The sequence below is a fragment of the Actinoplanes rectilineatus genome (assembly GCF_000962825.1).
GTDB lineage: Bacteria > Actinomycetota > Actinomycetes > Mycobacteriales > Micromonosporaceae > Actinoplanes > Actinoplanes rectilineatus.
Genome location: NZ_JZKF01000003.1, coordinates 19,760 through 41,557, shown reverse-complemented (window position 1 = coordinate 41,557; position 21,798 = coordinate 19,760). Strand labels below are relative to the sequence as shown.

19 protein-coding genes are annotated in these 21,798 nt (G+C 71.3%); 8 read left to right on the top strand and 11 right to left on the bottom strand.

Annotation, left to right across the window (positions count from 1 at the left end; translation table 11 throughout):
* The first annotated feature begins 5 nt into the window (after positions 1–5).
* The gene (locus tag WH85_RS02640; RefSeq protein ID WP_045740031.1) at positions 6–692 is read left to right on the top strand and encodes a GOLPH3/VPS74 family protein; all 687 of its coding nucleotides are present in this window, start codon (positions 6–8) and stop codon (positions 690–692) included.
* A gap of 75 nt (positions 693–767) precedes the next feature.
* On the opposite strand, the gene WH85_RS02635 is transcribed toward WH85_RS02640, so the two are convergent.
* Both WH85_RS02635 and WH85_RS02630 read right to left on the bottom strand, forming a co-directional pair.
* Positions 768–2,417 carry a phospho-sugar mutase gene (locus tag WH85_RS02635; protein ID WP_045740030.1) on the bottom strand — a complete coding sequence of 550 codons (1,650 nt, stop codon included), beginning with the start codon at positions 2,415–2,417 and terminating at the stop codon, positions 768–770.
* A 24-nt stretch (positions 2,418–2,441) separates the two neighbouring features.
* A complete protein-coding gene (locus tag WH85_RS02630; RefSeq protein WP_045740029.1) occupies positions 2,442–4,373 on the bottom strand; it encodes a protein kinase domain-containing protein in 1,932 nt (643 codons plus the stop codon).
* A 638-nt stretch (positions 4,374–5,011) separates the two neighbouring features.
* Between WH85_RS02630 and WH85_RS02625 the strand changes: the two genes are divergently transcribed.
* Complete coding sequence (locus WH85_RS02625; protein ID WP_045740028.1) at positions 5,012–6,268, top strand: amidohydrolase; 1,257 nt, start codon at positions 5,012–5,014, stop codon at positions 6,266–6,268.
* A gap of 72 nt (positions 6,269–6,340) precedes the next feature.
* Here the strand turns inward: WH85_RS02625 and WH85_RS02620 are convergent, their stop codons facing one another.
* Positions 6,341–7,267, bottom strand: a complete 927-nt coding sequence (locus tag WH85_RS02620; RefSeq protein WP_045740027.1) for a DUF4349 domain-containing protein — start codon at positions 7,265–7,267, stop codon at positions 6,341–6,343.
* 109 nt (positions 7,268–7,376) lie between these two features.
* Between WH85_RS02620 and WH85_RS02615 the strand changes: the two genes are divergently transcribed.
* The 3 genes from WH85_RS02615 (at position 7,377) to WH85_RS02605 (ending at position 9,984) form a co-directional block, all read left to right on the top strand.
* Positions 7,377–8,012, top strand: coding sequence for an MBL fold metallo-hydrolase (locus WH85_RS02615; protein WP_045740026.1), 636 nt, complete (start codon positions 7,377–7,379; stop codon positions 8,010–8,012).
* Complete coding sequence (locus tag WH85_RS02610) at positions 7,996–9,057, top strand: hypothetical protein (RefSeq protein WP_045740025.1); 1,062 nt, start codon at positions 7,996–7,998, stop codon at positions 9,055–9,057. The genes WH85_RS02615 and WH85_RS02610 overlap by 17 nt, the downstream gene beginning before the upstream one ends.
* 189 nt (positions 9,058–9,246) lie before the next feature.
* Positions 9,247–9,984, top strand: coding sequence for an SCO6745 family protein (locus tag WH85_RS02605; RefSeq protein ID WP_045740024.1), 738 nt, complete (start codon positions 9,247–9,249; stop codon positions 9,982–9,984).
* A gap of 88 nt (positions 9,985–10,072) precedes the next feature.
* Here the strand turns inward: WH85_RS02605 and WH85_RS02600 are convergent, their stop codons facing one another.
* Positions 10,073–10,534: a gamma-glutamylcyclotransferase gene (locus tag WH85_RS02600; protein ID WP_045740023.1), complete on the bottom strand. Its 462-nt coding sequence runs from the start codon at positions 10,532–10,534 to the stop codon at positions 10,073–10,075.
* Between the two features lie 124 nt (positions 10,535–10,658).
* On the opposite strand from WH85_RS02600, the gene WH85_RS02595 reads away from it, so the two are divergent.
* On the top strand, positions 10,659–12,059 hold the full coding sequence (locus tag WH85_RS02595; protein WP_045740022.1) for an NAD(P)H-quinone dehydrogenase: 1,401 nt from the start codon (positions 10,659–10,661) through the stop codon (positions 12,057–12,059).
* On the opposite strand, the gene WH85_RS02590 is transcribed toward WH85_RS02595, so the two are convergent.
* Positions 11,986–12,702 (bottom strand): DedA family protein, encoded by a 717-nt coding sequence (locus tag WH85_RS02590; RefSeq protein WP_045740201.1) that lies wholly within the window; start codon positions 12,700–12,702, stop codon positions 11,986–11,988. The two genes, WH85_RS02595 and WH85_RS02590, sit on opposite strands and share 74 nt — an antisense overlap.
* A 318-nt stretch (positions 12,703–13,020) precedes the next feature.
* Positions 13,021–14,775, bottom strand: coding sequence for an acetyl/propionyl/methylcrotonyl-CoA carboxylase subunit alpha (locus WH85_RS02585; RefSeq protein WP_045740021.1), 1,755 nt, complete (start codon positions 14,773–14,775; stop codon positions 13,021–13,023).
* Between the two features lie 109 nt (positions 14,776–14,884).
* Between WH85_RS02585 and WH85_RS02580 the strand changes: the two genes are divergently transcribed.
* A complete protein-coding gene (locus WH85_RS02580; RefSeq protein ID WP_045740020.1) occupies positions 14,885–15,499 on the top strand; it encodes a Maf family protein in 615 nt (204 codons plus the stop codon).
* A gap of 1,223 nt (positions 15,500–16,722) precedes the next feature.
* Here WH85_RS02580 and WH85_RS02575 read toward each other — a convergent pair.
* Positions 16,723–17,436 carry a lysophospholipid acyltransferase family protein gene (locus WH85_RS02575; RefSeq protein WP_045740019.1) on the bottom strand — a complete coding sequence of 238 codons (714 nt, stop codon included), beginning with the start codon at positions 17,434–17,436 and terminating at the stop codon, positions 16,723–16,725.
* 119 nt (positions 17,437–17,555) lie between these two features.
* Between WH85_RS02575 and WH85_RS02570 the strand changes: the two genes are divergently transcribed.
* Positions 17,556–18,536 carry a hypothetical protein gene (locus WH85_RS02570; RefSeq protein WP_245673792.1) on the top strand — a complete coding sequence of 327 codons (981 nt, stop codon included), beginning with the start codon at positions 17,556–17,558 and terminating at the stop codon, positions 18,534–18,536.
* A 105-nt stretch (positions 18,537–18,641) separates the two neighbouring features.
* Here WH85_RS02570 and WH85_RS02565 read toward each other — a convergent pair whose 3' ends face one another.
* From WH85_RS02565 to WH85_RS02550, 4 genes are read right to left on the bottom strand one after another with little or no spacing between them, the layout of a single operon-like run.
* Positions 18,642–19,517, bottom strand: a complete 876-nt coding sequence (locus tag WH85_RS02565; RefSeq protein ID WP_045740018.1) for an ABC transporter permease — start codon at positions 19,515–19,517, stop codon at positions 18,642–18,644.
* The gene (locus WH85_RS02560; protein ID WP_045740017.1) at positions 19,507–20,256 is read right to left on the bottom strand and encodes an ABC transporter ATP-binding protein; all 750 of its coding nucleotides are present in this window, start codon (positions 20,254–20,256) and stop codon (positions 19,507–19,509) included. Before WH85_RS02560 ends, WH85_RS02565 begins: the two co-directional genes overlap by 11 nt.
* A 23-nt stretch (positions 20,257–20,279) precedes the next feature.
* Positions 20,280–21,356, bottom strand: coding sequence for an ABC transporter substrate-binding protein (locus WH85_RS02555; RefSeq protein WP_045740199.1), 1,077 nt, complete (start codon positions 21,354–21,356; stop codon positions 20,280–20,282).
* A gap of 8 nt (positions 21,357–21,364) precedes the next feature.
* Complete coding sequence (locus WH85_RS02550) at positions 21,365–21,778, bottom strand: RrF2 family transcriptional regulator (RefSeq protein WP_045740016.1); 414 nt, start codon at positions 21,776–21,778, stop codon at positions 21,365–21,367.
* Positions 21,779–21,798 lie beyond the last annotated feature (20 nt).

Here is a 21,798-nt window from a genome sequence, read left to right as displayed (position 1 = left end):
GAGATATGACCCCCATCCCGCTCGCCGAGGAGCTTCTCCTCCTGGCTTACGACGACCACACCGGTAAGGCGACCGGTTCCCGCATCGGACTCGACCTGGGCATGGCCGCGGCCGTCCTGATCGACCTGGCGCTGGCGAACCGTGTCGCCTACGCGGCCGACGGCTACCTCAAGGTGGTCGACGCCACGCCGCTCGGAGACCCGATCGCCGACGCCGTGCTGGAGAAGATCGCCGCCGACGAGCCGCACACCCCGGCTCAGTGGCTGCAGCGGCTCCGGCACCGTCTGCGCATCCGGGTCCTGGAGGACCTGTGCTCACGCGGGGTGGTGCAGGACGTCGACGAGACCCAGCTCGGCTGGATCCACGTGCACCGCTACCCGACCAGCGACCCCGCCTACGAGGCCGAGATCCGGCAGCGGCTCGCCACCGCGCTGGTCGGAGGCACGCTGCCCGACGAGCGCACCGCGGCCCTCGCCACGCTGCTCTGCGCGGCGCGGATGGAGCCGGCGCTGAAACTGCCGCCCGAGGACGCGCAGCGGGCCCACGAGCGGCTGCAGGAGATCGCCAGCAATGCCGGCTTCGTCGGTGACGTGAGCCTGGAGGACTCCATCGTGCGACCGAGCGTCGCGCTGGTGGTGGCCACTCTGGGCAAGGCGATCTCGGCCGCGCTCGGCACGCCGAAGATCGCCTGACCGCCGGGGAGAGCAGCGCCGCTGCCCTCCCCGGAGCCGTTCGACCAGAGGCCGTCCGACAAGAAGCCGTCCGGGTCAGAGACCCAGCACCGTGGCGATCTCGCCGCGCAGGGCGGAGAGGCCGGCCGCGGCACGGGTCCGGGCCGCCGTCAGGTCACCCCCGGCGACCGGTTCCACCACCTCGAGGTACGCCTTGAGCTTCGGTTCCGTCCCCGACGGGCGGATCACCACGCGTACCGCCGCCGTGCGGAAGGTCAGCACGTCGTTCTCCGGGAGCAGGTCGCTCACCCCGGTCACCGGCTCGCCGAGCAGGGTGACGGGCGGTTGCCGCCGGGCGCGGGTCATCGCCCGGCCGATCTCGGACAGGTCGTCGACCCGGACCGCGAGCTGATCGGTGGCGTGCACGCCGAACTCGGTCGCCAGCTCGTCCAGCCGGTCGGCGAGGGTCCGCCCCTCGGCCTTCTGCGCGGCGGCCAGCTCGGCGATCGTCAGGGCGGCGGTGATGCCGTCCTTGTCGCGGACCAGCCCGGGGGCGACGCAGTACCCGAGCGCCTCCTCGTACCCGTACGCCAGCTCCTCGGCGGCCCGGACGATCCACTTGAAGCCGGTGAGGGTCTCCGCGTAGGGCACGCCCCGCGCGGCGCAGAGGCGGCCCAGCAGCGACGAGGAGACGATCGTGGTGGCGTAGAGGCCCGGAGTCCCCCGGCGGATCAGATGGTCGGCCAGGAGCACGCCCAGCTCGTCCCCGCGCAACGGCCGCCAGCCGTCCGGCGTGGGGATGGCGATGGCGCACCGGTCGGCGTCCGGGTCGTTGGCGACGGCCAGGTCCGCGCCGGTGGCGTCGGCCAGGGCCAGCAGCCGGTCCATGGCGCCCGGCTCCTCCGGGTTCGGGAACGACACGGTCGGGAACTCGGGGTCCGGCTCGGCCTGGGCGGCGACGATCTCCGGCGCGCGGAAACCGGCGGCGAGGAACGCCTCGGCGAGCGTGGCCCCGCCCACCCCGTGCATCGGGGTGTACGCGATCGTCAGGTCACGCGGGCCACCCGGGGTCAGCACGGCCGCGGCACTCTGCACGTACCCCGCAGCGGTCGTGTCGTCGAGAAGCGTGCCCGGATCGCCCAGCGGGACCGACGCGATGCCGGTCACCGCCCGGATGGCGGCCTCGATGCCCAGGTCGGCCGGTGGCACGATCTGCGCGCCGTCGCCGTCCGGTCCGCCCAGCTGGGCACCCAGATAGACCTTGTAGCCGTTGTCCTGCGGCGGGTTGTGGCTGGCGGTCACCATCACACCGGCCACCGCGCCGAGCGCCCGGACCGCGTAGGCGAGCACCGGGGTGGGCAGCGTGTGCGGCAGCAGCAGCGCCTGCCGTCCGGCGCCGGTGGCCACCCGGGCGGTCTGCTCGGCGAAGGCGAGCGAGCCGTGCCGTGCGTCGTAACCGATCACCAGCGGGCCCTTGCCGCCCTGGTCGGCCAGCCAGGCCACCAGACCGGCCGCGGCCTGGGTGACGACGGCGAGGTTCATCCCGTTCGGTCCGGCGCGCAACCGGCCGCGCAGGCCGGCGGTGCCGAAGGTGAGCGGGCCGGCGAACCGGTCCCGCAGCTCGGCCGCGGTGCCCGGAAGTCCGTCGATCAACTCGCGCAACTCGGCCCGGCTCGCCGGATCGGGATCGTCGGCGAGCCAGGTCTCGGCCCGTTCCTTCAGCTCAACATCAACTTGTGGTGCCATCAGGGATTGATAGCACAGCCGGGATCAGAGGTTCAGCTGGAAGCTCTCGGCCATGGCGTCGAAGTACGGCTTCTTGTCCGCGAAGTCACTGTCGAGCGTGGTGAGGAAGAAGGAGTACATCTTGCCGCCGACGGTGGTCATCCGCCAGATGCCGTGGCGCATGTCGGCACCCTCGCCGCAGGTGTACTCGAACTGGGCGCCCGCGTTGCCGGAGACGTCCACCTCTTCGGTGCCGAGCGACTTGAACGGGGTCGGGCAGTTCTTCGACTTCTTCAGCGTGCCCGGGGCGGTCTCGCTGACGAACCGGGTCGGGCTGATCTTGCCGGACTCGATCAGGATCCGGACCTTGGTCTTGTTGTCCTCCGGGTCGATGTAGTCGACGTAGGAGCCGCCGGTGCCACGGGTCCAGCCGGCCGGGACCTTGACGGTGACCGCCTCGTTGCCCTCGTAGTCCTGGGTCTGGACGGCCGCGGGCGCCGCACTCGACACCGGAGCCGCGGCCGGGTCGGTCGCCGGGGCGTCCTCACCACCGCTGAAGGCGAAGACCAGCACCAGGATCAGCACCAGGGCGGCCGCACCCGAACCGGCCAGCTGCTTGTTGCGCGGCCACGACTTGAACGTGTCGACGGCGCGCCCGGCGCTCGCCTGCACGGTCTGCTTCACGCCGTCCAGGCCGCCACGCTTGGCCGACGGCGAGGTGACCACGGTGCCCGGACGGGCCTGCGGGTTCCACGCGTTCTGCGGCGGGATGACGCTCGTCGCGCCGTTCGGGTTGGGCGTGCCGTACGGGGTGGGCGTGCCGTACGGCTGGGGGACCTTGTGGGCCGGCAGGGTGCCGGTCGGGGCCATCGCGCCCGGTCCGACCGGCTCCGGGGCACGGCGCCGGCCGCCGCCCTGGTTCTGCTGGTCGAGCTTGGCGAGGTGGTCGGTGAGCGACTCGCCGGCACCGAGCATGGCCCGGCCGCCGATCTGGCCGGTCGGCTGCGGCGGGATCTGCTGCGTCTCGACCGGCGCCGGGCTGGTCGGGCGCGGGCTGGAGACCACCGAGTAGGGGTCGGTCATCATGTGCGGCGGGCTCTTGCTGGCCAGCGGGCCGGCCAGCTGCTGCCGCAGGATGGTCCGCGCGGTCTGCACGTCCATCCGGCGGGCCGGGTCCTTCTCCAGCAGGCCCATCAGCACCGGGGTCAGCGAGCCGGCCCGTGCCACCGGGGCGGGCGGGTCCTCGACGACCGAGTGCATGGTCTCGATCGGGTCGCCCTTGTCGAACGGCGGGCGGCCCTCGATCGCGGTGTAGAGCGTCACGCCGAGCGAGAACAGGTCGCTGGGCGGACCGAAGTCCTGCCCCATGGCCCGCTCGGGGGAGATGAAGTGCGGCGAGCCGAGAACCATGCCGGGCGTGGTCAGCTGCACGTCGGTGGGCATCCGGGCCACACCGAAGTCGGTGAGCACGCAGCGGCCGTCCTGACAGATCAGCACGTTGGCCGGCTTGACGTCGCGGTGCAGCACGCCGTGGGCGTGCGCGACCTCGAGCGCGCCGAGCAGCGCGATGCCGATCTTGGCGACCACCCGGGAGGGCACCGGGCCGTCCTCGATCACCATGTCCGCGAGGCTGCGCGCGTCGAGCAGCTCCATCACGATCCACGGCCGGTCGTTCTCGTGCACCACGTCGTAGACCTGCACGACGGCCGGATGCTGGAGCGCGGCGGCCGCCCGGGCCTCGCGCATGGTCCGTTCATACATCGAGTCGCGGTCGCTCGGGGCCAGGCCGGGCGGGAGGATGACCTCCTTGATCGCCACGTCGCGGCGCAGGAGCGTGTCCGCCGCCCGCCACACCGTGCCCATGCCGCCGTGACCGACTGCGGCGCGCAGTGTGTACCGCCCGCCGATGAGCGTGCCAGGGGCTGCGCGTCCGCTGGAGGGAGCGCCGCCGCCGCTCCACGTCGGAATCTGAGTCACTGAGGATGCCACCGAGGGGGTATAGGGGCTGTCGACCAACCCCGCTATCTTGCCCGCTGGCAGGCGCCGATTGAAAGTCGCTACGGGAGTGTTAATCACACTTCGACGGTGGGTAGTCAGGGCGTGGCCGAGGGTGTATCAATCTTGGACGCTAAGTACCAAATCCTTCACCGTCGGACGCCCCGGTGAAGATGGGGATCATCGGTGTGAATGCCGGAACGAGCTTTCCGGGCGGGCCGGGGTGCGGTCCCGGTGACATTTCCATGGGCTGGGCCCCGGGGCAACCCGTACACCCGGGGGGCGTACGCGGAGCGTGACTCCCGCCGGCCATGGAGGTCTTGCGCCCGCGTGCCACCGTAGGAGACGTATGCCACACATCACACGGGGTCCGAGGTGTCCACCGGCCGGTCGCGCGCACCTGGACCGGCGTAACGTACTGCTGGTGTGTCGCGTCACCTCCGCGATCCACTATCCGTTGAGGGTGTCGGCAAGCCGGGACGATCTCCCGAGTGCCCATCCGACGATCGGTCGCGGCGTGATTACCTCTTTACCCGACCGTTACACAGCGTGACGTCATTCGGGATATGCTGTCGCCTTCGCAAACCCGACAAACCTTGAGAGTGAATACGGAAACCGACGTGACTACTGCTCTGGAGGCGCCCGACGGCGCCGATACGGCATGGCCCGGCCCCCGGCCCGGCGCCGATCCACTCCCCGGCCGGCTGGACCGCTGGCTCGCCGCGCGGGGTGCCGAGCTGGTAAGCATTCGACGCCACATTCACGCTCACCCGGAGCCCTCGCACTCCGAGTTCGAGACGGCCGCGCTGATCGTCCGGGAGCTCGAGGTCGCCGGCCTCGCCCCGCGCCTGATGCCCCGCGGCAACGGCGTCATCTGCGACATCGGCGAGGGTGACCGGGTCATCGCGTTCCGCGCCGACATCGACGCGCTGCCGCTGCAGGACCTCAAGGACGTGCCCTACCGCAGCACCGTGGACGAACTGGCGCATGCCTGCGGCCACGACGTGCACACCACCGTCATGCTCGGCACCGCGCTGGCCCTGGCCCAACTCCACGAGCAGGGTCAGCTCCCCGGCCGGATCCGGATGCTGTTCCAGCCGGCCGAGGAGGCGATCCCGTCCGGCGCGCCCGAGGTGATCGCCGCGGGTGGCCTCAAGGACGTCGCCGCGATCTACGGCCTGCACTGCTACCCGCAACTGCCGTCCGGCCTCGTCGGGGTCCGGTCCGGGCCGTTCACCGCGGCCGCCGACACGGTCGAGGTCAAACTCTCCGGGCCGGGCGGCCACACCGCCCGCCCGCACCTGACCGCCGACCTGGTGCACGCACTGGGCCGGGTGATCGTCGACGTCCCCGCGCTGCTGGACCGCCGGATGGACCCGCGTGCCGGCGTCTCGATGGTCTGGGGTGCGGTGCACGCCGGCCAGGCGTTCAACGCCATCCCCGGCTCGGGCGAGGTGCGCGGCACGGTCCGCATCCTCAACCGGGACGCGTGGCGGGAGGCCCCCGAGCTGATCACCAAGCTGATCCGTGACGTGGTGGCCGCGACCGGGGCCGAGGTCGAGGTCAACTACCGTCGGGGTGTCCCGCCGGTGATCAACGACCGGATGGCGAACGCGGTCGTCGCCGGTGCGGCCGGAGCGGCCCTCGGCGCGGACCGGGTGGTCGAGGCCGAGCTCAGCATGGGCGGCGAGGACTTCTCGTTCTACCTGGAGCACGTGCCGGGCGCGATGATCCGGCTGGGCACCGGCGTGCCGGGATCCGACAAGCGTCTCGACCTGCACCGTGGGAACTTCGACGTGGACGAGAGCTGCATCGGTCACGGGGTGCGGGTGATGGTGCACACCGCACTGGCCGCGCTGGCGACCGGCGAATTCTGAGACGAGACCCTTCCGGGGGTACGCCTGCGTGGTGAGCCGTTCCTCGCGGCTCACCACGCTCGCCGGGGCCGGTCAGGCGGTGGTCTCGGGTTCGGCGACCGGCGGGGGCGGCACGGCGGCCGGACGGCGGTACCGCCGGACCAGGTACGTCACACCCCACGCCGGCAGCCCGATCGCGAGCACCCAGGGCAGCAGGACACCCAGCAGGGTGAGCAGGACCGCCAGCGACGCCGTCAGGGCCTTCCAGCCGCCGCTCAGGCCGGCCAGGAAGCCCGGCGGGTCGTCGTCCGGGTCGTCGGTGGCCGGAGCGTCCCGGGCGAGCAGCACGACGGTGATCGTGGAGAGCGCCGTCAGGTCGGCCAGCCGGCGTTTCTTGGCCTGCAGCGACGCCAGATCGGACTCCCGGCTGGCCACCTCGCCCTCCAGCATGACCAGATCCTCGAGCGACTTGGCCTGGCCGAGCAGCCGCCGGCCGCTCTCCACCCGGGCCTGCTGCACGGTGATCCGGGCGTCCAGGTCGACCACCTCCTCGGTGACGTCCTGGGTGTTGATCCCGCGGCCCTCCTCGTCACCCAGCCCGGCGACCTGGTCGACCACCCCGGCGAACTTGTCGGCCGGCACCCGCAGGATCAGGTTGGCGCTCGCCGACCCGGCGTCGCTGTGCCGCTCGTCGCCGCCGATGAAGCCACCGGCGGTCGAGACGATGCCGGTGGTCCGCGCGGCCGCGGCGGTGACGTCGTCGACCCGGACGGTGATCGTGCCGGTGTAGATGATCGAACGCTGGTCCACCCGCAGGTCGGCCGGCGTGTTCCCGGCGGTCTCCTCGGCCTGCGGCGCGGCGCCGCCGACCGTGGCCTCCTCGCCCTTGCCGCCGGCCGGCGCGACGGCTGATCCGCTGTCCGACGAATGGTCCGCCGCATCGTCCGCACCGCATCCGGCGAGCAGGCCGCCGGTCAGCAGCACCGCCCCCAGGCTCGCGATGGCTCCCCGTTTTCTCATGGTCGCTCCGATCCGAATCGTCACCTGAGCGTTCGGACGTACGGTGGACGTCGTCCGGTTCCGGCAGACTGCGATACGAGCGGTCACGATTCAGCTGCGGAGGGGTCCCGTGCGCGTCACGAAGTTCACGCATTCCTGCCTACGGGTCGAAGGATCGGGGGTTCTCGTCATGGATCCTGGTGAATTCTCCGAATCGTCGGCACTGGACGGTGCGGACGCGGTGCTCATCACCCACGAGCACGCCGACCACCTGGACGTGGCGGCGGTGACCGCGGCGGTGGCCCGCCACCCGGCGATGCGGATCTTCACACCCGAGGCGGTACGTCCCCTGCTGTCCGATGTGGCGCAGGCGGTGACGACGGTGACCGCCGGCGAGGAGTTCGAGGCGGCCGGCTTCCGGGTGCGGGCGGTCGGCGGCCGGCACGCGATCATTCACCCGTACGTGCCGGTCTTCGCGAACCTGGGCTACCTCGTCACGGACGGCGGGAGCAACTTCTACCACCCGGGCGACTCGTTCGTGGCGCCCGGCGAGCCGGTCGAGACCCTGTTCGCGCCGATGAACGCGCCATGGGCCACCATCGCCGAGTCGCTGGCGTTCGTCCGGGAGGTCCGCCCGGAGCGGGCCTTCGCGCTGCACGACGGGCTGATCAACGAGCGGGGTGCGGCGATCTACGGCCAGCACCTGGAGAAGTTCTCCGAGACGACGTTCGAGCGGGCCGCACCCGGCAGTGTCGTCCTCGGCTGACGGCGACGTCCGGCGGCTCTACGAGGCTCCGCCGGACGGATTCGTGGCCGGCCGGTCCGAGGCGGTCGCCCGGGCCCGGCAGGCCGGCGACCGGGAGACCGCGAGACGCCTCGCCGCCCTCAAGAAGCCGACCGTGGCTGCCTGGCTGGTCAACCTGCTCGCGCTACGCAGGCCGGACCTGATCGAGGAGTTGGCCGGCCTGGCCACGGCACTGCGGTCGGCCCAGCGTGACCTGCACGGCGATCAGCTGCGCGAACTCTCCGCCCAGCGCCGCCGGTTCGTCTCGTCCCTGGTGGCGGCGGCCCGTGACCTGGCCGTCGAAGCCGGCACCCCGGCCGGGAAACTCCCCCTCGGCGAGGTGGAGGCGACACTGACCGCGGCGCTGGCCGAACCGGAGATCGCCGAACAGGTGCGGACCGGGCGGCTGATCCGGGCAGCCGCATATGCGGGTTTCGGTGAGGTGCCGCGCCCCCGGCTACGCCTGGTGGCCGACGACCCGCCCGCCGGCCCCGAAGTCCCGCAGACCAGCGCCGATGCTGAGGCCACCGACAGCGAAGAACCTGCGGAGACCGTTGCGCGGTTGCGAGCGGTAGGGGACTCGGAGAGGGCCGGCGGACCGGAAGCCGGCGGCGATGCCACGGGTGATGAGGCCGTCGAGGAGCCGGCCCGGACGGCAGAACCGGCCCAGCGGCAGAACGAGCGTCACAGCCGGGAAGTACGCCACCGTCAGGACGAGCGGCGACGTCAGGATGAGCGGCGCCGGCGCGAGTTGGAGCGGGAGATGCAGACCGCGCAGGCGGACGAGCGGCGCGCCGACGGCCGCCTGGAACGCGCCGTACAAGCCGAACGCGACGCCGGCCACCTCGTCGAGGACCTGGACGCCGAACTGGCCGAGTTGGAACGCCGCCGGGCCGAGGCGGTGGCCGACGTGGCCCGGCGCAAGACCACCCGGCGCAACGCCGAGCGGGAGGCCGCAGCCGCCCGGCGACGGGTCGGTGACGTGCAGGCGGCCATCGAGGACCTGACCGCCGAAGGCGCCGACTGACCGGGCCGGACGAAGGACGGCCGATGGGCCACGCGGGGATCACCCACCGGTGACGGCCGGGTCGGTGGTGGACCGGCATCGGTGAGTGGCCCCCGACGACGACCGGATCCGCCCTGTCCGTGCCGGTGGTGGTTCATCGATCGAAGGAAGCGTTTTCCTTCCCGGCGGTTCCGGAGCAGAATCGCTGACGTGACCCCGGATCAGGCTGCCGCCAACGCCAAAGCGGGACTCGCCACCATCGTCGGAGCCTTCGCCGAATCGCCGCAGACGCTGCGCCGCGCCCGGCTGCTGGGCCTGTCCGGGTGGGCCTACCACGTCTCGGCCCGGGCCGGCGCGCTCGGCGAGGTCCGGCCGGAGACGGTGGCGTCCGCGCTCGCCTTCATCGCGCCGGACGCGGTCACCGACGGCTGGGAGGCGACGGTCAAGGCGTCCGCGCCGTCCGAGGTGGCCGCCTGGCACCTGCACGAACTGTGCACGTGGGGGGTGGAGCAGCTCGGCGGTTTCCCCCGGCTGACCCGGCTGTTGGAGCTGTCCCACCGGGTGGTGGACGCGGTCGACCCGGCAGGGCTGCCGTTGTTCGCGGCGTGGCGGGCGATGCCACCTCCGGAGACGGCACCGGGCGCCCGGGCCGCGGTGCTGCTGCACCTGCTGCACGAGCACCGGCAGGGCGTGCATGTCATCGCGGTCCGTGCCAGTGGGCTCAGCCCGCTCGAGGCGATCATCGCCGGCCCGGACGGCGAGACCGGTGCGGTGGCGTTCGGCTGGCAGCCGCCCTATCCGCCGGCCGGTCCGCTGGTGCGGCGTCTGATGTGGGCGGAGGCGGTGGCGCATTCACTGGCCGGTCAGGCGTACGCGACGTTGGACCGCGCCGAGCGCCTGGAGTTCACGGGCCTGCTCGAGTCGCTGAGCCACCGTCTGGCCCGCTGACGGAGAACGGGCCTGTTTCCGGGCATGGTGAAGCTCGGCATGACGCCGCCCCGCCGGGCGGGCGTCCGCGGACCGCGCTGAACGCGGTCTACACCTCGGGCGAGGCGGTCCGGGTGGGCCGGCGGCGCAGCTCGGAGACGTAGTCGTCGGGGGCGCCGGCCTTCTCGGCCGCGTTGGCTATCTCGGAGAGATACCACGCGGTCGGCATGCCGCCCTCGTACCCTGCGAAGACGTAAATCCAGGCGGATACGTCTCCGTCAAGTGTCGATACACGTACCGTCACCTTCTGGTACGCCCCGGCGCTGACGCCTTCGACCTCGTCGAGTTGTGCCGCGTCCCACGGGTGGACGTCGTAGAGGGACACGAAGACCCGATCGCCGGCTGATTCGACGATCGTGGTCACCGCTCCCTCCCAGCCCATGTCTCCCTCACCGGCGAAGGTGAGGCGCCAGCCTTCGATCCACCCCACGCCCACCATGGGCGAGTGCGGACAGTAGGCCCGCATGCGGGCGGGATCCAGGTTCGAGCCATACGCGGCGTAGTGACGCACGGCGACGACGATAGCCGGAGCGACGGGTGGTGAGAATATGAGACGTGCGTGTCGGCACGTCCAATAAGGGTTACTTGAGTTTTCCAGTGCCGGAGGACTCATCCGCTACGGGAGGTCGTCAGTCGTGAGTCGGATCGTGATCATCGGTGGAGGGCCGGGTGGCTACGAGGCTGCCCTCGTCGCCGCTCAGCTCGACGCGGACGTCACCCTCGTCGAGGCCGCCGGCCCCGGTGGCGCCTGTGTGCTCACCGACTGCGTGCCCTCGAAGGCGTTCATCGCCAGTTCCGAGGTGGTCACCGGGCATCGCTACAACGAGCGTTTCGGGATCCGCTCGACCGGCCTGGACGGCGTCACGGTGGATGCCGCGGCGGTCAACGACCGGGTGAAGAAGCTTGCTCTCGCCCAGTCGGGTGACATCCAGACCAAGTTGATCAAGGCGGGTGTGGACGTGGTCCGCGGCCGGGCGCGGCTCGGCGAAGACCGTCTCGGCCATACGCACCAGGTGCTGATCACCCCGGAGGGCGCCGCCGAGTACGCGGTCGAGGCCGACACCGTGCTGCTGGCCACCGGAGCCACCCCGCGGGTGCTCTCCACCGCCCGCCCGGACGGCGAACGCATCCTGGACTGGCGTCAGGTGTACGACCTGACCGAGCTGCCCGAGCACCTGGTGGTGATCGGTTCCGGGGTGACCGGTGCCGAGTTCGCCAGCGCGTACCTGGCGATGGGGGTGAAGGTGACCCTGGTGTCCAGCCGGGAGCGGGTGATGCCGCACGAGGACGCCGACGCCGCGATGGCGATCGAGCGGGTGTTCCGCGAGCGGGGCATGACCATCCTCAGCGAGGCCCGCGGCGATGCGGTGGTGAACACCGGCGACGGCGTCCGGGTGACGCTCTCCGACGGCCGGGTCGTCGAGGGTTCGCACGCGCTGATCGCGGTCGGCGCCGTCCCGAACACTTCCGACCTGGGTCTCGCGGAGTACGGCGTGGCGGTCGGCGACGGCGGTTACGTCACGGTGGACCGGGTCTCCCGGACGAACGTGCCGGGCATCTACGCCGCCGGTGACTGCACCGGCGTGCTGCCGCTGGCGAGTGTGGCCGCGATGCAGGGCCGGATCGCGATCTGGCACGCGATGGGTGAGGCGGTGGCGCCGCTGCGGCTGCGGACCGTCTCGGCGAACGTGTTCACCGAGCCGGAGCTGGCGACCGTCGGGGTGTCGCAGAACGAGGTGGATTCCGGCCGGATCCCGGCGCGTCAGGTGATGCTGCCGCTGACCGGCAATGCCCGGGCCAAGATGGCCGGCCTGCACGACGGTTTCGTCAAGCTGTTCTGCCGTCCGGCGACCGGGCAGATCGTCGGTGGTGTGGTGGTGGCCCCGAAGGCCAGCGAGCTGATCCTGCCGATCACCATGGCGATCGAGAACAACCTGACGGTCGATCAGCTGGCGCACACCATCACGATCTACCCCTCGCTCTCCGGGTCGATCGCGGAAGCGGCCCGGCAGCTGATGCTGCACGAGGTCCAGTAGTCAGGGCTGGTTCGTCCTCCTCGGGCTCTTCGGCGGTGTCCCGGCCGCCGAAGAGGGCCAGGATCCACCCGGCGGTGCCGAAGACGACGGCGGCGGTCGCGGCCACCGCGAACAGGCGCCACGCGGACTGGGTGATCGCGGTGCCGCCGAGGTGCCCGACCAGCCCGCCGTAACAGGCCCAGCTGAGCGAGGCCAGGCCGTCGTACGCGACGAACAGCTTGATCGGGTATCCGGTGCGGCCGGCGTGGTAGCCGGCCGCCATCCGGCCGCCCGGGACGAACCGGCAGAGCAGCACCACGAGCGGACCCGGCCGGCGCAGGCCACGGGTGAACCGGGCGGCGGCCCGGCGGGTCCGGGAGTCGTGGTCCTCGGTCCGTGGGGCGAACCGGGCACGGAGGGCGCTCAGCCGGGCGCCGGTGGAGCGTCCCAGCACGAAGGCGATGGTGTCGCCGGTGAACATGCCGACCGCGCCGGTGGCGATCACCAGGGCCAGGTCGAGATTGCCGTAGACGGTCAGCGCTCCCGAAGTGATCATGATGGCCTGGATCGGCACGACCGGGATCAACGCGTCCACCGCGAGGAAGCCGAAAAGGGCAAGGTATGCCCACGCCGGTGTGGCCAACATGGTCAACAGTTCGGTCATCGGCGGGGCCACCTCGAGGCTGAAGGACTCACGGCATTGTGCGTGGATGTAGCTGAGAGTGCGCTGTGCTCAGCATGCTCTCCGAAGGAACTCGCTCCGCGGTGATGCCGGACACGCTACGTGGCGAGTTCATCCCTGCGCGTCCGGTTTTCGATGGCCGCCCGGCACCGGCGTACGGTGGGATGGCCCGCGTCGCCGAGTCTCCTGAGCCCGGCGCCGAGGCCGCGGGCCGCCGGCAGGTCCCGTGCCGGCGGCCCACCCGGCGGTCCGTGGACCGGGGCGGGCCGCTGTCTCAACGAGGACGTGGCGGGAAAGGGTTTACTCCCCGAGGATCGTGCAGATCACCGTGCCCGCGGTGACGGCGCCGCCGACCTCGGCGGTCAGGCCGTCGACCGTGCCCGGCCGGTGCGCCTGCAGGGGCTGTTCCATCTTCATCGCCTCGACGACCACGATCGTGTCGCCCTCCGCGACCTGATCGCCGTTCTGCACGGCCACCTTGACGATCGTCCCCTGCATCGGGGCGACGAGCCCGGCCGAGGTCACCGCGGGCGCGGCGTTCGCGGCGGTACGGGAACGGCCCGGGCTGCGCCTGGGGGCGGCCGGCGGCGTACCCCCGAGGATGTTCGCCGGAAGGCGCACCTCGATGCGCCGCCCGCCGACCTCGACCACAACGGCCTCGCGTTCATCCTCCGGGGAAACCGGCATGACGGACATAGCCGCCGGAGCGAGTGAATTGTCCCATTCGGTCTCGATCCAGCGGGTGTGGACCGTGAACGGCGTGCCGATGAAGGCGTCGTCGCGGACCACCGCCCGGTGGAACGGCAGCACCGTGGCGATCCCCTCGATGACCGTCTCGTCGAGCACCCGACGGGCCCGTTCCAGAGCCTCGGTCCGGGTCGCACCGGTCACGATGATCTTCGCCAGCAGCGAGTCGAAGTTGCCGCCGACGACACTGCCCGCCTCGACACCCGCGTCGACCCGCACACCCGGACCGGACGGCCAGGTCAGCGCGGTGACCGCACCCGGCGCCGGCAGGAAGTTGCGGCCCGGGTCCTCGCCGTTGATCCGGAACTCGATCGCGTGACCCCGCGGCACCGGATCCTCGGTGATCGCCAGCGGCTCGCCGGCCGCGATCCGGAACTGCTCCCGCACCAGGTCCAGCCCGGTGGTCTCCTCACTGACCGGATGTTCCACCTGCAGACGGGTGTTGACCTCCAGGAACGAGATCGTCCCGTCCTGGCCGACGAGATATTCCACCGTGCCGGCCCCGTGGTAGCCGGCCTCCTTGCAGATCGCCTTCGCGCTCTCGTGGATCTGGGCACGCTGCGCGTCGTCGAGGAACGGCGCGGGCGCCTCCTCGACGAGCTTCTGATGCCGGCGCTGCAACGAACAGTCCCGGGTGCCGACCACGATCACGTGGCCGTGGACGTCCGCCAGAACCTGCGCCTCGACGTGCCGGGGGCGGTCCAGATAGCGCTCGACGAAGCACTCCCCACGACCGAAAGCAGCCACCGCCTCCCGGGTCGCGCTCTCGAACAGCGCCGGGATCTCCTCAACCGTGCGGGCCACCTTCAGACCGCGGCCGCCACCGCCGAACGCCGCCTTGATCGCCACCGGCAGCCCGTGCTCCTCGGCGAACGCCACGATCTCGGCCGCGTCGGCGACCGGCTCGGCGGTGCCGGGCACCAGCGGCGCACCGGCCCGCTGGGCGATGTGCCGAGCCGTGACCTTGTCACCCAGGTCGCGAATGGACTGCGGACTCGGCCCGATCCAGATCAGGCCCGCGTCGAGCACCGCCTGGGCGAACTCGGCGTTCTCGGAGAGGAACCCGTAACCCGGGTGCACCGCGTCGGCGCCGGACCGCGCCGCGACGTCCAGCAGCTTGTCGATGCGGAGATAGGTGTCGGCAGCGGTCTCACCGTCCAGGGTGAAGGCCTCGTCGGCCAGGCGCGCGTGCGGCGCGTCCCGGTCACTGCCGGCATAGACGGCGACGCTGAGCAGACCGGCGTCCTTGCAGGCCCGGATGACGCGCAGGGCGATCTCACCACGGTTGGCGATCAATATCTTCCGCACGGCTAGAGCCTAACGGCCGTTCGGTCCCGCGAAAGGGGTCGATTCTCTAAGGGGTGAGCCCTCGTTGATCCACTCAGGGGTGGAGGGTGTCCTTGTAGGCTCGGTTCTCGTGCAGACCCAGAACGCGTACCGCCTGATCCTCGCCTCGGCCAGCCCCGCCCGACGGGCCCTCCTCGCGGGCGCCGGGATCGACGCCGAGGTCCTCGTCAGCGGCGTCGACGAGAGCGTCGTGGAGGCAGAGGACGCGTGGACGCTGTGCCTCGCGCTCGCCCGCATGAAGGCCCGCACCGTGGCGTCCGACCTGCCCGCCGACCCGTCCGCCCTGGTCCTCGGCTGCGACTCGGTCCTCGAGTTCGAAGGCGAGGTGTGGGGCAAACCGTCGAGCGCTGGCGAGGCCATCGAACGCTGGTCCCGGATGCGCGGCAAGTCCGGCGTCCTGCACACCGGCCACCACCTGACCGGCCTGGTCACCGGCCGCCAGGCCGAGGCGGTCGGCACCACCGGCGTGCACTTCGCCGACGTCCGCGACGAGGAGATCGGCGCCTACGTGGCCTCCGGCGAGCCGCTGCAGGTCGCCGGGGCGTTCACGCTCGACGGCCGCGGCGGCGCCTTCGTCAGCCGCATCGAGGGCGATCCGGGCAACGTGATCGGTCTGTCGCTCCCGCTGCTGCGCAACCTGCTCGACGAGATGGGCGTCCCGATCACGTCACTGTGGCGCCGCTGAGAAACGTCGAGATCTGAAGACCGATGTCGTAGCGGGGTGGGCGGTGCAGACCGTCGCTCCCGCCGAGGGCCCGGTGGTCTTCGCCGGCCGCTGGCGCGTCCGGAACGCTCAGGCCACCGGGCGACCTGCGTAAGTGGTTGCGCTCAACCCACCACACCAGCCGTCGTGGAGGGCTGTTCTTCGTCGTCAGGGCAGCCGTAGGTGACGGCCGGGGGCGTCCAATGCCGCTCAGCTTAAGTTGATCATCGGCTTTGCTGCGGCTGCCGTCACCCCTGCCGAGCGCCGTCTCCGGTCGCGCTTCGTGCGTCGGCGTCGTTGGGTCGCTCGCTGCCGCCCCGGGGCCGTCGCCGAGATCTGGAATGGGTTCGGTGGTATCCCGGCCGCCCCGGCCGTCGCCCACGGTCCGCCCGTGATCCGAATGCCGGCCGTGGATGACGGCTGGCTGACCCCGAGCCGTCGGTCGCGGCTGGTTGCTGTCCTTCCGGGCGGCTGTGGTCGACGGCTCGACCGGCTCGGCCGTCGGTTGTGGTTCGTCTGTGGGGCGGGTGCGGCTGTGGTTGACGGCTGGGCTGGTTCGGCCGTCGGTTGTGGTTCGTCTGGGGTGCGAAAGCGACCGTGGTTGACGGCTCGACCGGCTCGGCCGTCGGTTGTGGTTCGTCTGCGAGACGAAAGCGACCGTGGGCGACGGCTGGGTGACCCGGAGCCGTCGCTCACGGCTGGTTCCTGTCCTTCCGAACGGCCGTAGGCGACGGCTCGGGGCGGGCGGCCGTCGTTGACGGTTGGTCCTGCTCGGAGGCGACCATGGGTGACGGCTGGGTCGGGGTGAGGCGCTCTCGGGGAGCGATCTTCGTTGTGGGTCGGTTCGTTGTGGGTGTGAGCGGGCGGACAGGCATGACGACCCTCGATCACGGTGCGCCGGACCACCCCGGCCGGGACGCCGCCGTGACGACAATCTCCCGCATCTGAGGGTTCATCCCATTCGTCGCCTCGACCGAACCGAATGCCGACGTCTGGCGATGAACGACGCCGGGCTCCGAGGCGCGGCGACCAACGAAGCCGGGGGCGAGGTGTGGTGATGCGCAACGCCGGAGGCCGAGGCGCGGCGGTGAATGACGCCGGGGGCCGAGGCGTGGCGATCAACGACGCCGGGGGCTGACGCATGGGCGATCAGGGCTGCCTGTGCACCCGCGGATTTGTCGCGGGTGCATCGACGTCGGGACGCGTCAGACGGCGGCGGAGTGCGGGAGCGGGGCCGTGCCGCCCATGTGGGCCGGCAGCCACCACGTGTCGTCCGGGCCGGCGGGCTTGTCCGGGTAGGCGCGCTGGACCTCGTCGAGCAGGACGCTCAGTCGTTCCTTCAGCACGGCGGTGACGGCCTCGGGGGTCGCGCCCTCCGGGACCGGGATCGGCTCGCCGATTTTGATCAGGACCGGGACGTGCCGCTTGGTGAGCTCCTTCTTGCGGCCCTTGGTCCAGAGCCGGTGCGGGCCCCAGACCGCCATCGGGATCAGCGGGGCGCCGGACTCCTGCGCCATCCGGGCCGCGCCCGACTTGAGCTGCTTGACGGTGAAGGACTCGCTGATCGTGGCCTCCGGGAAGACGCCGACGATCTCACCCTTCTTGAGGGCCTCGATGGCCTCGCGGAACGCCCCGGTGCCGGCCTTGCGGTCGACCGGGATGTGCCGCATGCCGCGCATCAGCGGACCGCTGACCTTGTGGTCGAAGACCTGCTTCTTGGCCATGAAGCGGACGAGCCGGCCGGCCGGCTGGGTGCCGAAGCCGCAGAAGATGAAGTCGAGGTAGCTCGAGTGGTTGCTGGCGAGGACCACCCCACCGTCGGACGGGATGTGCTCGGCGCCCTCGACCTGAACCTTGAGGTCGAGCGCGCGGAACATCGTCTTCACCAGGGCGACGACCGGGGGGTACACCAGTTCCATGGCAGCACGGTAGCTGACAATCCTGAAAACCGCGTGGACCGGAAGGCCCAGGGTGTGTGCCGTCCCAGGGGGTCCCGGCCGCCGTGTGTCGTGGTGGGGCGTGGTGTTCACTGGACGGCATGTCCGATCAGAGTTGGCAGCGGCCGGGCGATCCGTGGTCGCCGGGCGCGGAGGCGGCTCGGAGCGGAAGCACACCGCCGGACGGGACCGTGCCGACGGCGGCGCCGGACGGGACCGTGCCCGGGGCGGTGCGGGGTGGGACGGCTCGGTGGCCGGGGCAGGACGGGACTGCTCTGGGCGTACCCCCGGAGAAGATCGCGGAGCCGGAGGCGCCCCGCCCGGATCGCGCCGCACGGCAGCGGCGGCAGTTGTTGATCTTCGGTGGGGTGGCCGGTGGCATTCTCGTGGCCGGTCTGACCGTTCTGCTGATCGTGATGCTCGGTGGTGACCGGGTGCCGTTCTCCGACGACGAGGGTGCCGGCCCGGCCGATCTGCGTCCACCGCTGGCGCAGGCCTGCCCGGCACCGACCGTGTCGCCGGATGCCGCGCCCACCCAGGCGCCGTCCGCGCAGCCGCCGGCGAGCGGGGAACGGACCGTGGACGAGGAGGCCGGGATCTCCTACCGCAAGTACGGCGCACCGTGGCAGACCTGGACCGACGTGTGGCGGGCCGGCACGCTGCAGGTGCCCTACCGGGTGGGCCAGCACTTCGTGACGGAGGTGTACGACGGCGGCGAGTACCACGCCTCGATCCTGTCCGCCGCGGTGCCGGCGGCCGACAACGACGCCTTCTCGCTCGACCTCGAGTGCGTGGGGCGGCAGGTGGCCTCGGACGTGCGGGCGGAGTACTACCCGCAGCCGAACACGATGGAGGCGATCCGGGACGAGGTGACCACCCTGGGTGGGTTGCCGGCCTGGGTGAGCGAGTTCCGGCTGCAGTTCCAGTCGCCGGGGCTGACCGCCACCGAGGAGTTGTCCGCGGTGGCGGTCATCGACGTGGGCCGGCCGACGGCGGCGATCCTGTACGTGTCGATTCCGGGCACGCACAAGCAGTTCGACTACGTGGTGCGGGACGTCCTCGATTCGGTACGCCCGGCATGAGGAGCACCTGGACACGTCTCGTGGCCAGGATGCGAGGCCCGTCCGTGTGGTGACTTCGAACGCGCTACGCGCCTCGAGTCACCACGCGGGCTGACGCGGACGTGTCTAGTTGCTGATCAGGCCCCAGCGCTTGCGGGCCGCGTTGTCGGCGACGTTGAAGAGCGCGTCGATGATGATGCCGATGATCAGCACGACGATGATGTAGCTGAGGACGGCCTGCGCGTCGACCAGGTCGCGGGCGTTCTGCATGCGGACGCCGATGGACAGTGCGCCCGGCACGGTCAGCAGCAGTTCGCCGGCCATCAGGCTGCGCCAGGAGAACGCCCAGCCCTGCTTGAGTCCGGAGATGAACGACGGCAGGGCGGCCGGCAGGATCAGGTGGCGGTACTTGGCGACGCCCTTGAGGCCGAGCACCTGGCCGACCCGCAGCCAGGTCCGCGGCACGTAGTCGATGCCGCTGATCAGCCCGTTGGCCACCGACGGGGCGGCGCCGATCACCACCACGAACAGGATGGCGCTCTCGCTGATCTGGAACAGCAGGATGGCCAGCGGGAACCACATCACCGACGGCATGGTCTGCAGGCCGGTGATCAGCGAGCCGATCGCCGCCCGCAGCGGGGCGAAGCGGGAGACCGCGACGCCGACCACGGTGCCGATCACGACCGCCAGCACGAATCCGGAGAGGGCCCGGGTCAGGGTCAGCTGGACGCCGCTCCAGAAGTCCGGCGTGCTGACGATGTCGAGGAGTTCGGTGAGGACCGCTCCGGGGCCGGGGAGCAGGTATTCCGGTTTCCACTGCGCCCAGACGACCGCCTGCCAGGCGAGGACGGCGATGGTGATGGCGAGGAGTTTGGGCCAGGCGCTGCGCCAGACCCGGCCGGCCAGGGCGCCCTTGTCGGCCTTGGGCCCGAGTTCCAGCGCGTCGAGGCCGGTGACCTGGTCGGCGGCTTTCGGTGAGGTCACCGTTTCGCTAGTTGGCATGACGGGCCACCTCCGCGCGGAGCCGGTCGGTGATCTCGGCGGCCTGGCCGGAGACCTCGGGGGAGTCGATGCGCCGGGGACGCGGGTGGGTGATCGCGAAGTCCTCGAGCACCCGGCCGGGACGGCTGCTCAGCAGGATGACCCGGTCGCCGAGCCGGACCGCCTCGCGGACGTTGTGGGTCACGAAGAGCACGGTCAGGTCCTGTTCGCGCCAGATCCGTTCCAGCTCGTCGTGCAGGATGTCGCGGGTCATCGCGTCCAGCGCGCCGAACGGTTCGTCCATCAGGAGGATGTCGGCGTTCTGTGCGAGGGCCCGGGCCAGCGCCACCCGCTGCCGCATGCCGCCGGAGAGCTCGTGCGGGCGCTTGTCGCCGAAGCCGGCGAGGCGCACGATCTCGAGCAGTTCCTGGGCGCGCTTGCGGCGTTCGGCTTTGCCCAGGCCCTGCAGGCGCAGTGGCAGCTCGACGTTGCCGGCGACGGAGAGCCAGGGGAAGAGGGCGGCCTCCTGGAACATCAGCGAGACCTTCTTGCCGCCGATGTCCAGGGTGCCGCTGCTGATCTTGTCGAGTCCCGCCACCAGTGACAGCAGGGTGCTCTTGCCGCAGCCGGAGGCGCCCAGCAGGCAGACGAACTCGCCCTGGCGTACCTCCAGTGAGACGTGGTCGAGGGCGAGCAGCGCGGAGCTGCCCGACCCGTACTGCTTGGAGACGTCGTCGATCGTGACAACGGTGTTGCTCATGCTCGCCCCCACCACCTTCTCGGTCAGGCCGCGGCGTCGCTGACCGCGGGCTGACCGTCGGCCTTCAGCAGCTCGTTCAGCGGTCCGAGGTCGTAGATGCCGGACAGGTCGACCGGGTCGAGCAGGCCGACCTCCTCCGCGTGCTTGGCGCTGGTGAACAGCGACGACGCGATCGGGTCGTACGTGAAGGTCAGGTTCTTGAACGCGGCGGCCAGGATGTCGTCCTTGAGCGGCTTGCCGGACAGCGCCTCGATCTGGGCGTTGGCGGCCTTCTGCGCGTCGGCGTCGTTGTCCTTGATGTACTTGACCGCTTCGATGTGGCCCTGGAGCAGCTTCTTGACGGTGCCCGGGTACTCCTTGAGGAACTTCTGGCTGACGATCAGGTGGGTCGTCACGAACTGCTCGTTCGGCCAGAGGGACTTCTCGTCGACCAGGACCTTGCCCTTGGACTCCAGGATGAGCCGGCTCAGGTGCGGCTCGGGCACCCACGCGCCGTCGATCGCGCCCTGGGCGAACGCCTGCACGGTGGCCGAGTTGTCCTGCGGCAGGACCGAGACGTCGCCGCCGCCGTTGGTGTCGGCGTTGAGGCCGTTCTCCTTCAGCCAGGCGCGCAGGGCGACGTCCTGGGTGTTGCCCAGCTGCGGCGTGGCGATCTTCTTGCCCTTGAGGTCCGCGGCGGTGTTGATGCCCTCCTTGACGACCAGTCCGGCGCCGCCGGAGGTGCTGCCGGCGATGACCTTCAGCGCGGTGCCCTTGGAGGTGGCCCAGCCGTTGATCGCCGGGTTCGGTCCGATGTAGGTGGCGTCGATGGCGCCGGAGAGCAGTGCCTCGATCGCGGCGGGGCCGGCGTTGAAGGTCTGCGTCTCCAGTTTGGTGCTGGTGCCCAGGGCCGTGGCGAACAGGCCCTTGTTCACGCCGACCAGGGCCGGGGCGTGGGTGATGTTGGGGAAGTAGCCGAGTTTGAGGGTCGTCGACTCGGCGGCCGCGCCGCTGGTGCCCTCGACGGTGTCGGCTTCGTCGGAACCGCAGGCGCTGAGAGCGGTCGAGGCCACCAGGGCGGCCGTGGCAAGGGCGAACGCACGCACAGTGCGGGAGCTCATGCTCACTCCTAATTCTTCTTCACTGAGATTCTGGAGAGTTCGGCCAGGGTCTTGTGGTCGACCACACCCTCGATGGCCTCCTCCACGGCGACCCACACGTCGTGCAGCGCCGTCGCTGCACCGTGGTAGACGGCCGTGGCGGTGGGGAGCCCGCGAACCGTGGTGAGCGCGCCGCCGACGGCGCGGACCACGTCGCCGACGGTGATCTCCTCGGCGGGGCGGGCCAGGGCGTAACCGCCGTCCACGCCGCGGTGGCTGTGCAGCAGCCCGGCGCGGCGCAGGTCGAGCAGGATGCCCTGAAGGAAGCTGAGCGGGATCTCCTGGGCGGCCGCCAGCCCGGCGGCTTTGACCAGGCGGGGGTGCTCGGCGGTGACCGCGAGCATCGCGCGTACGGCGTAGTCCGTGCGGGCCGAGACGTACAACGCGGGCCCCTCCCACCGAT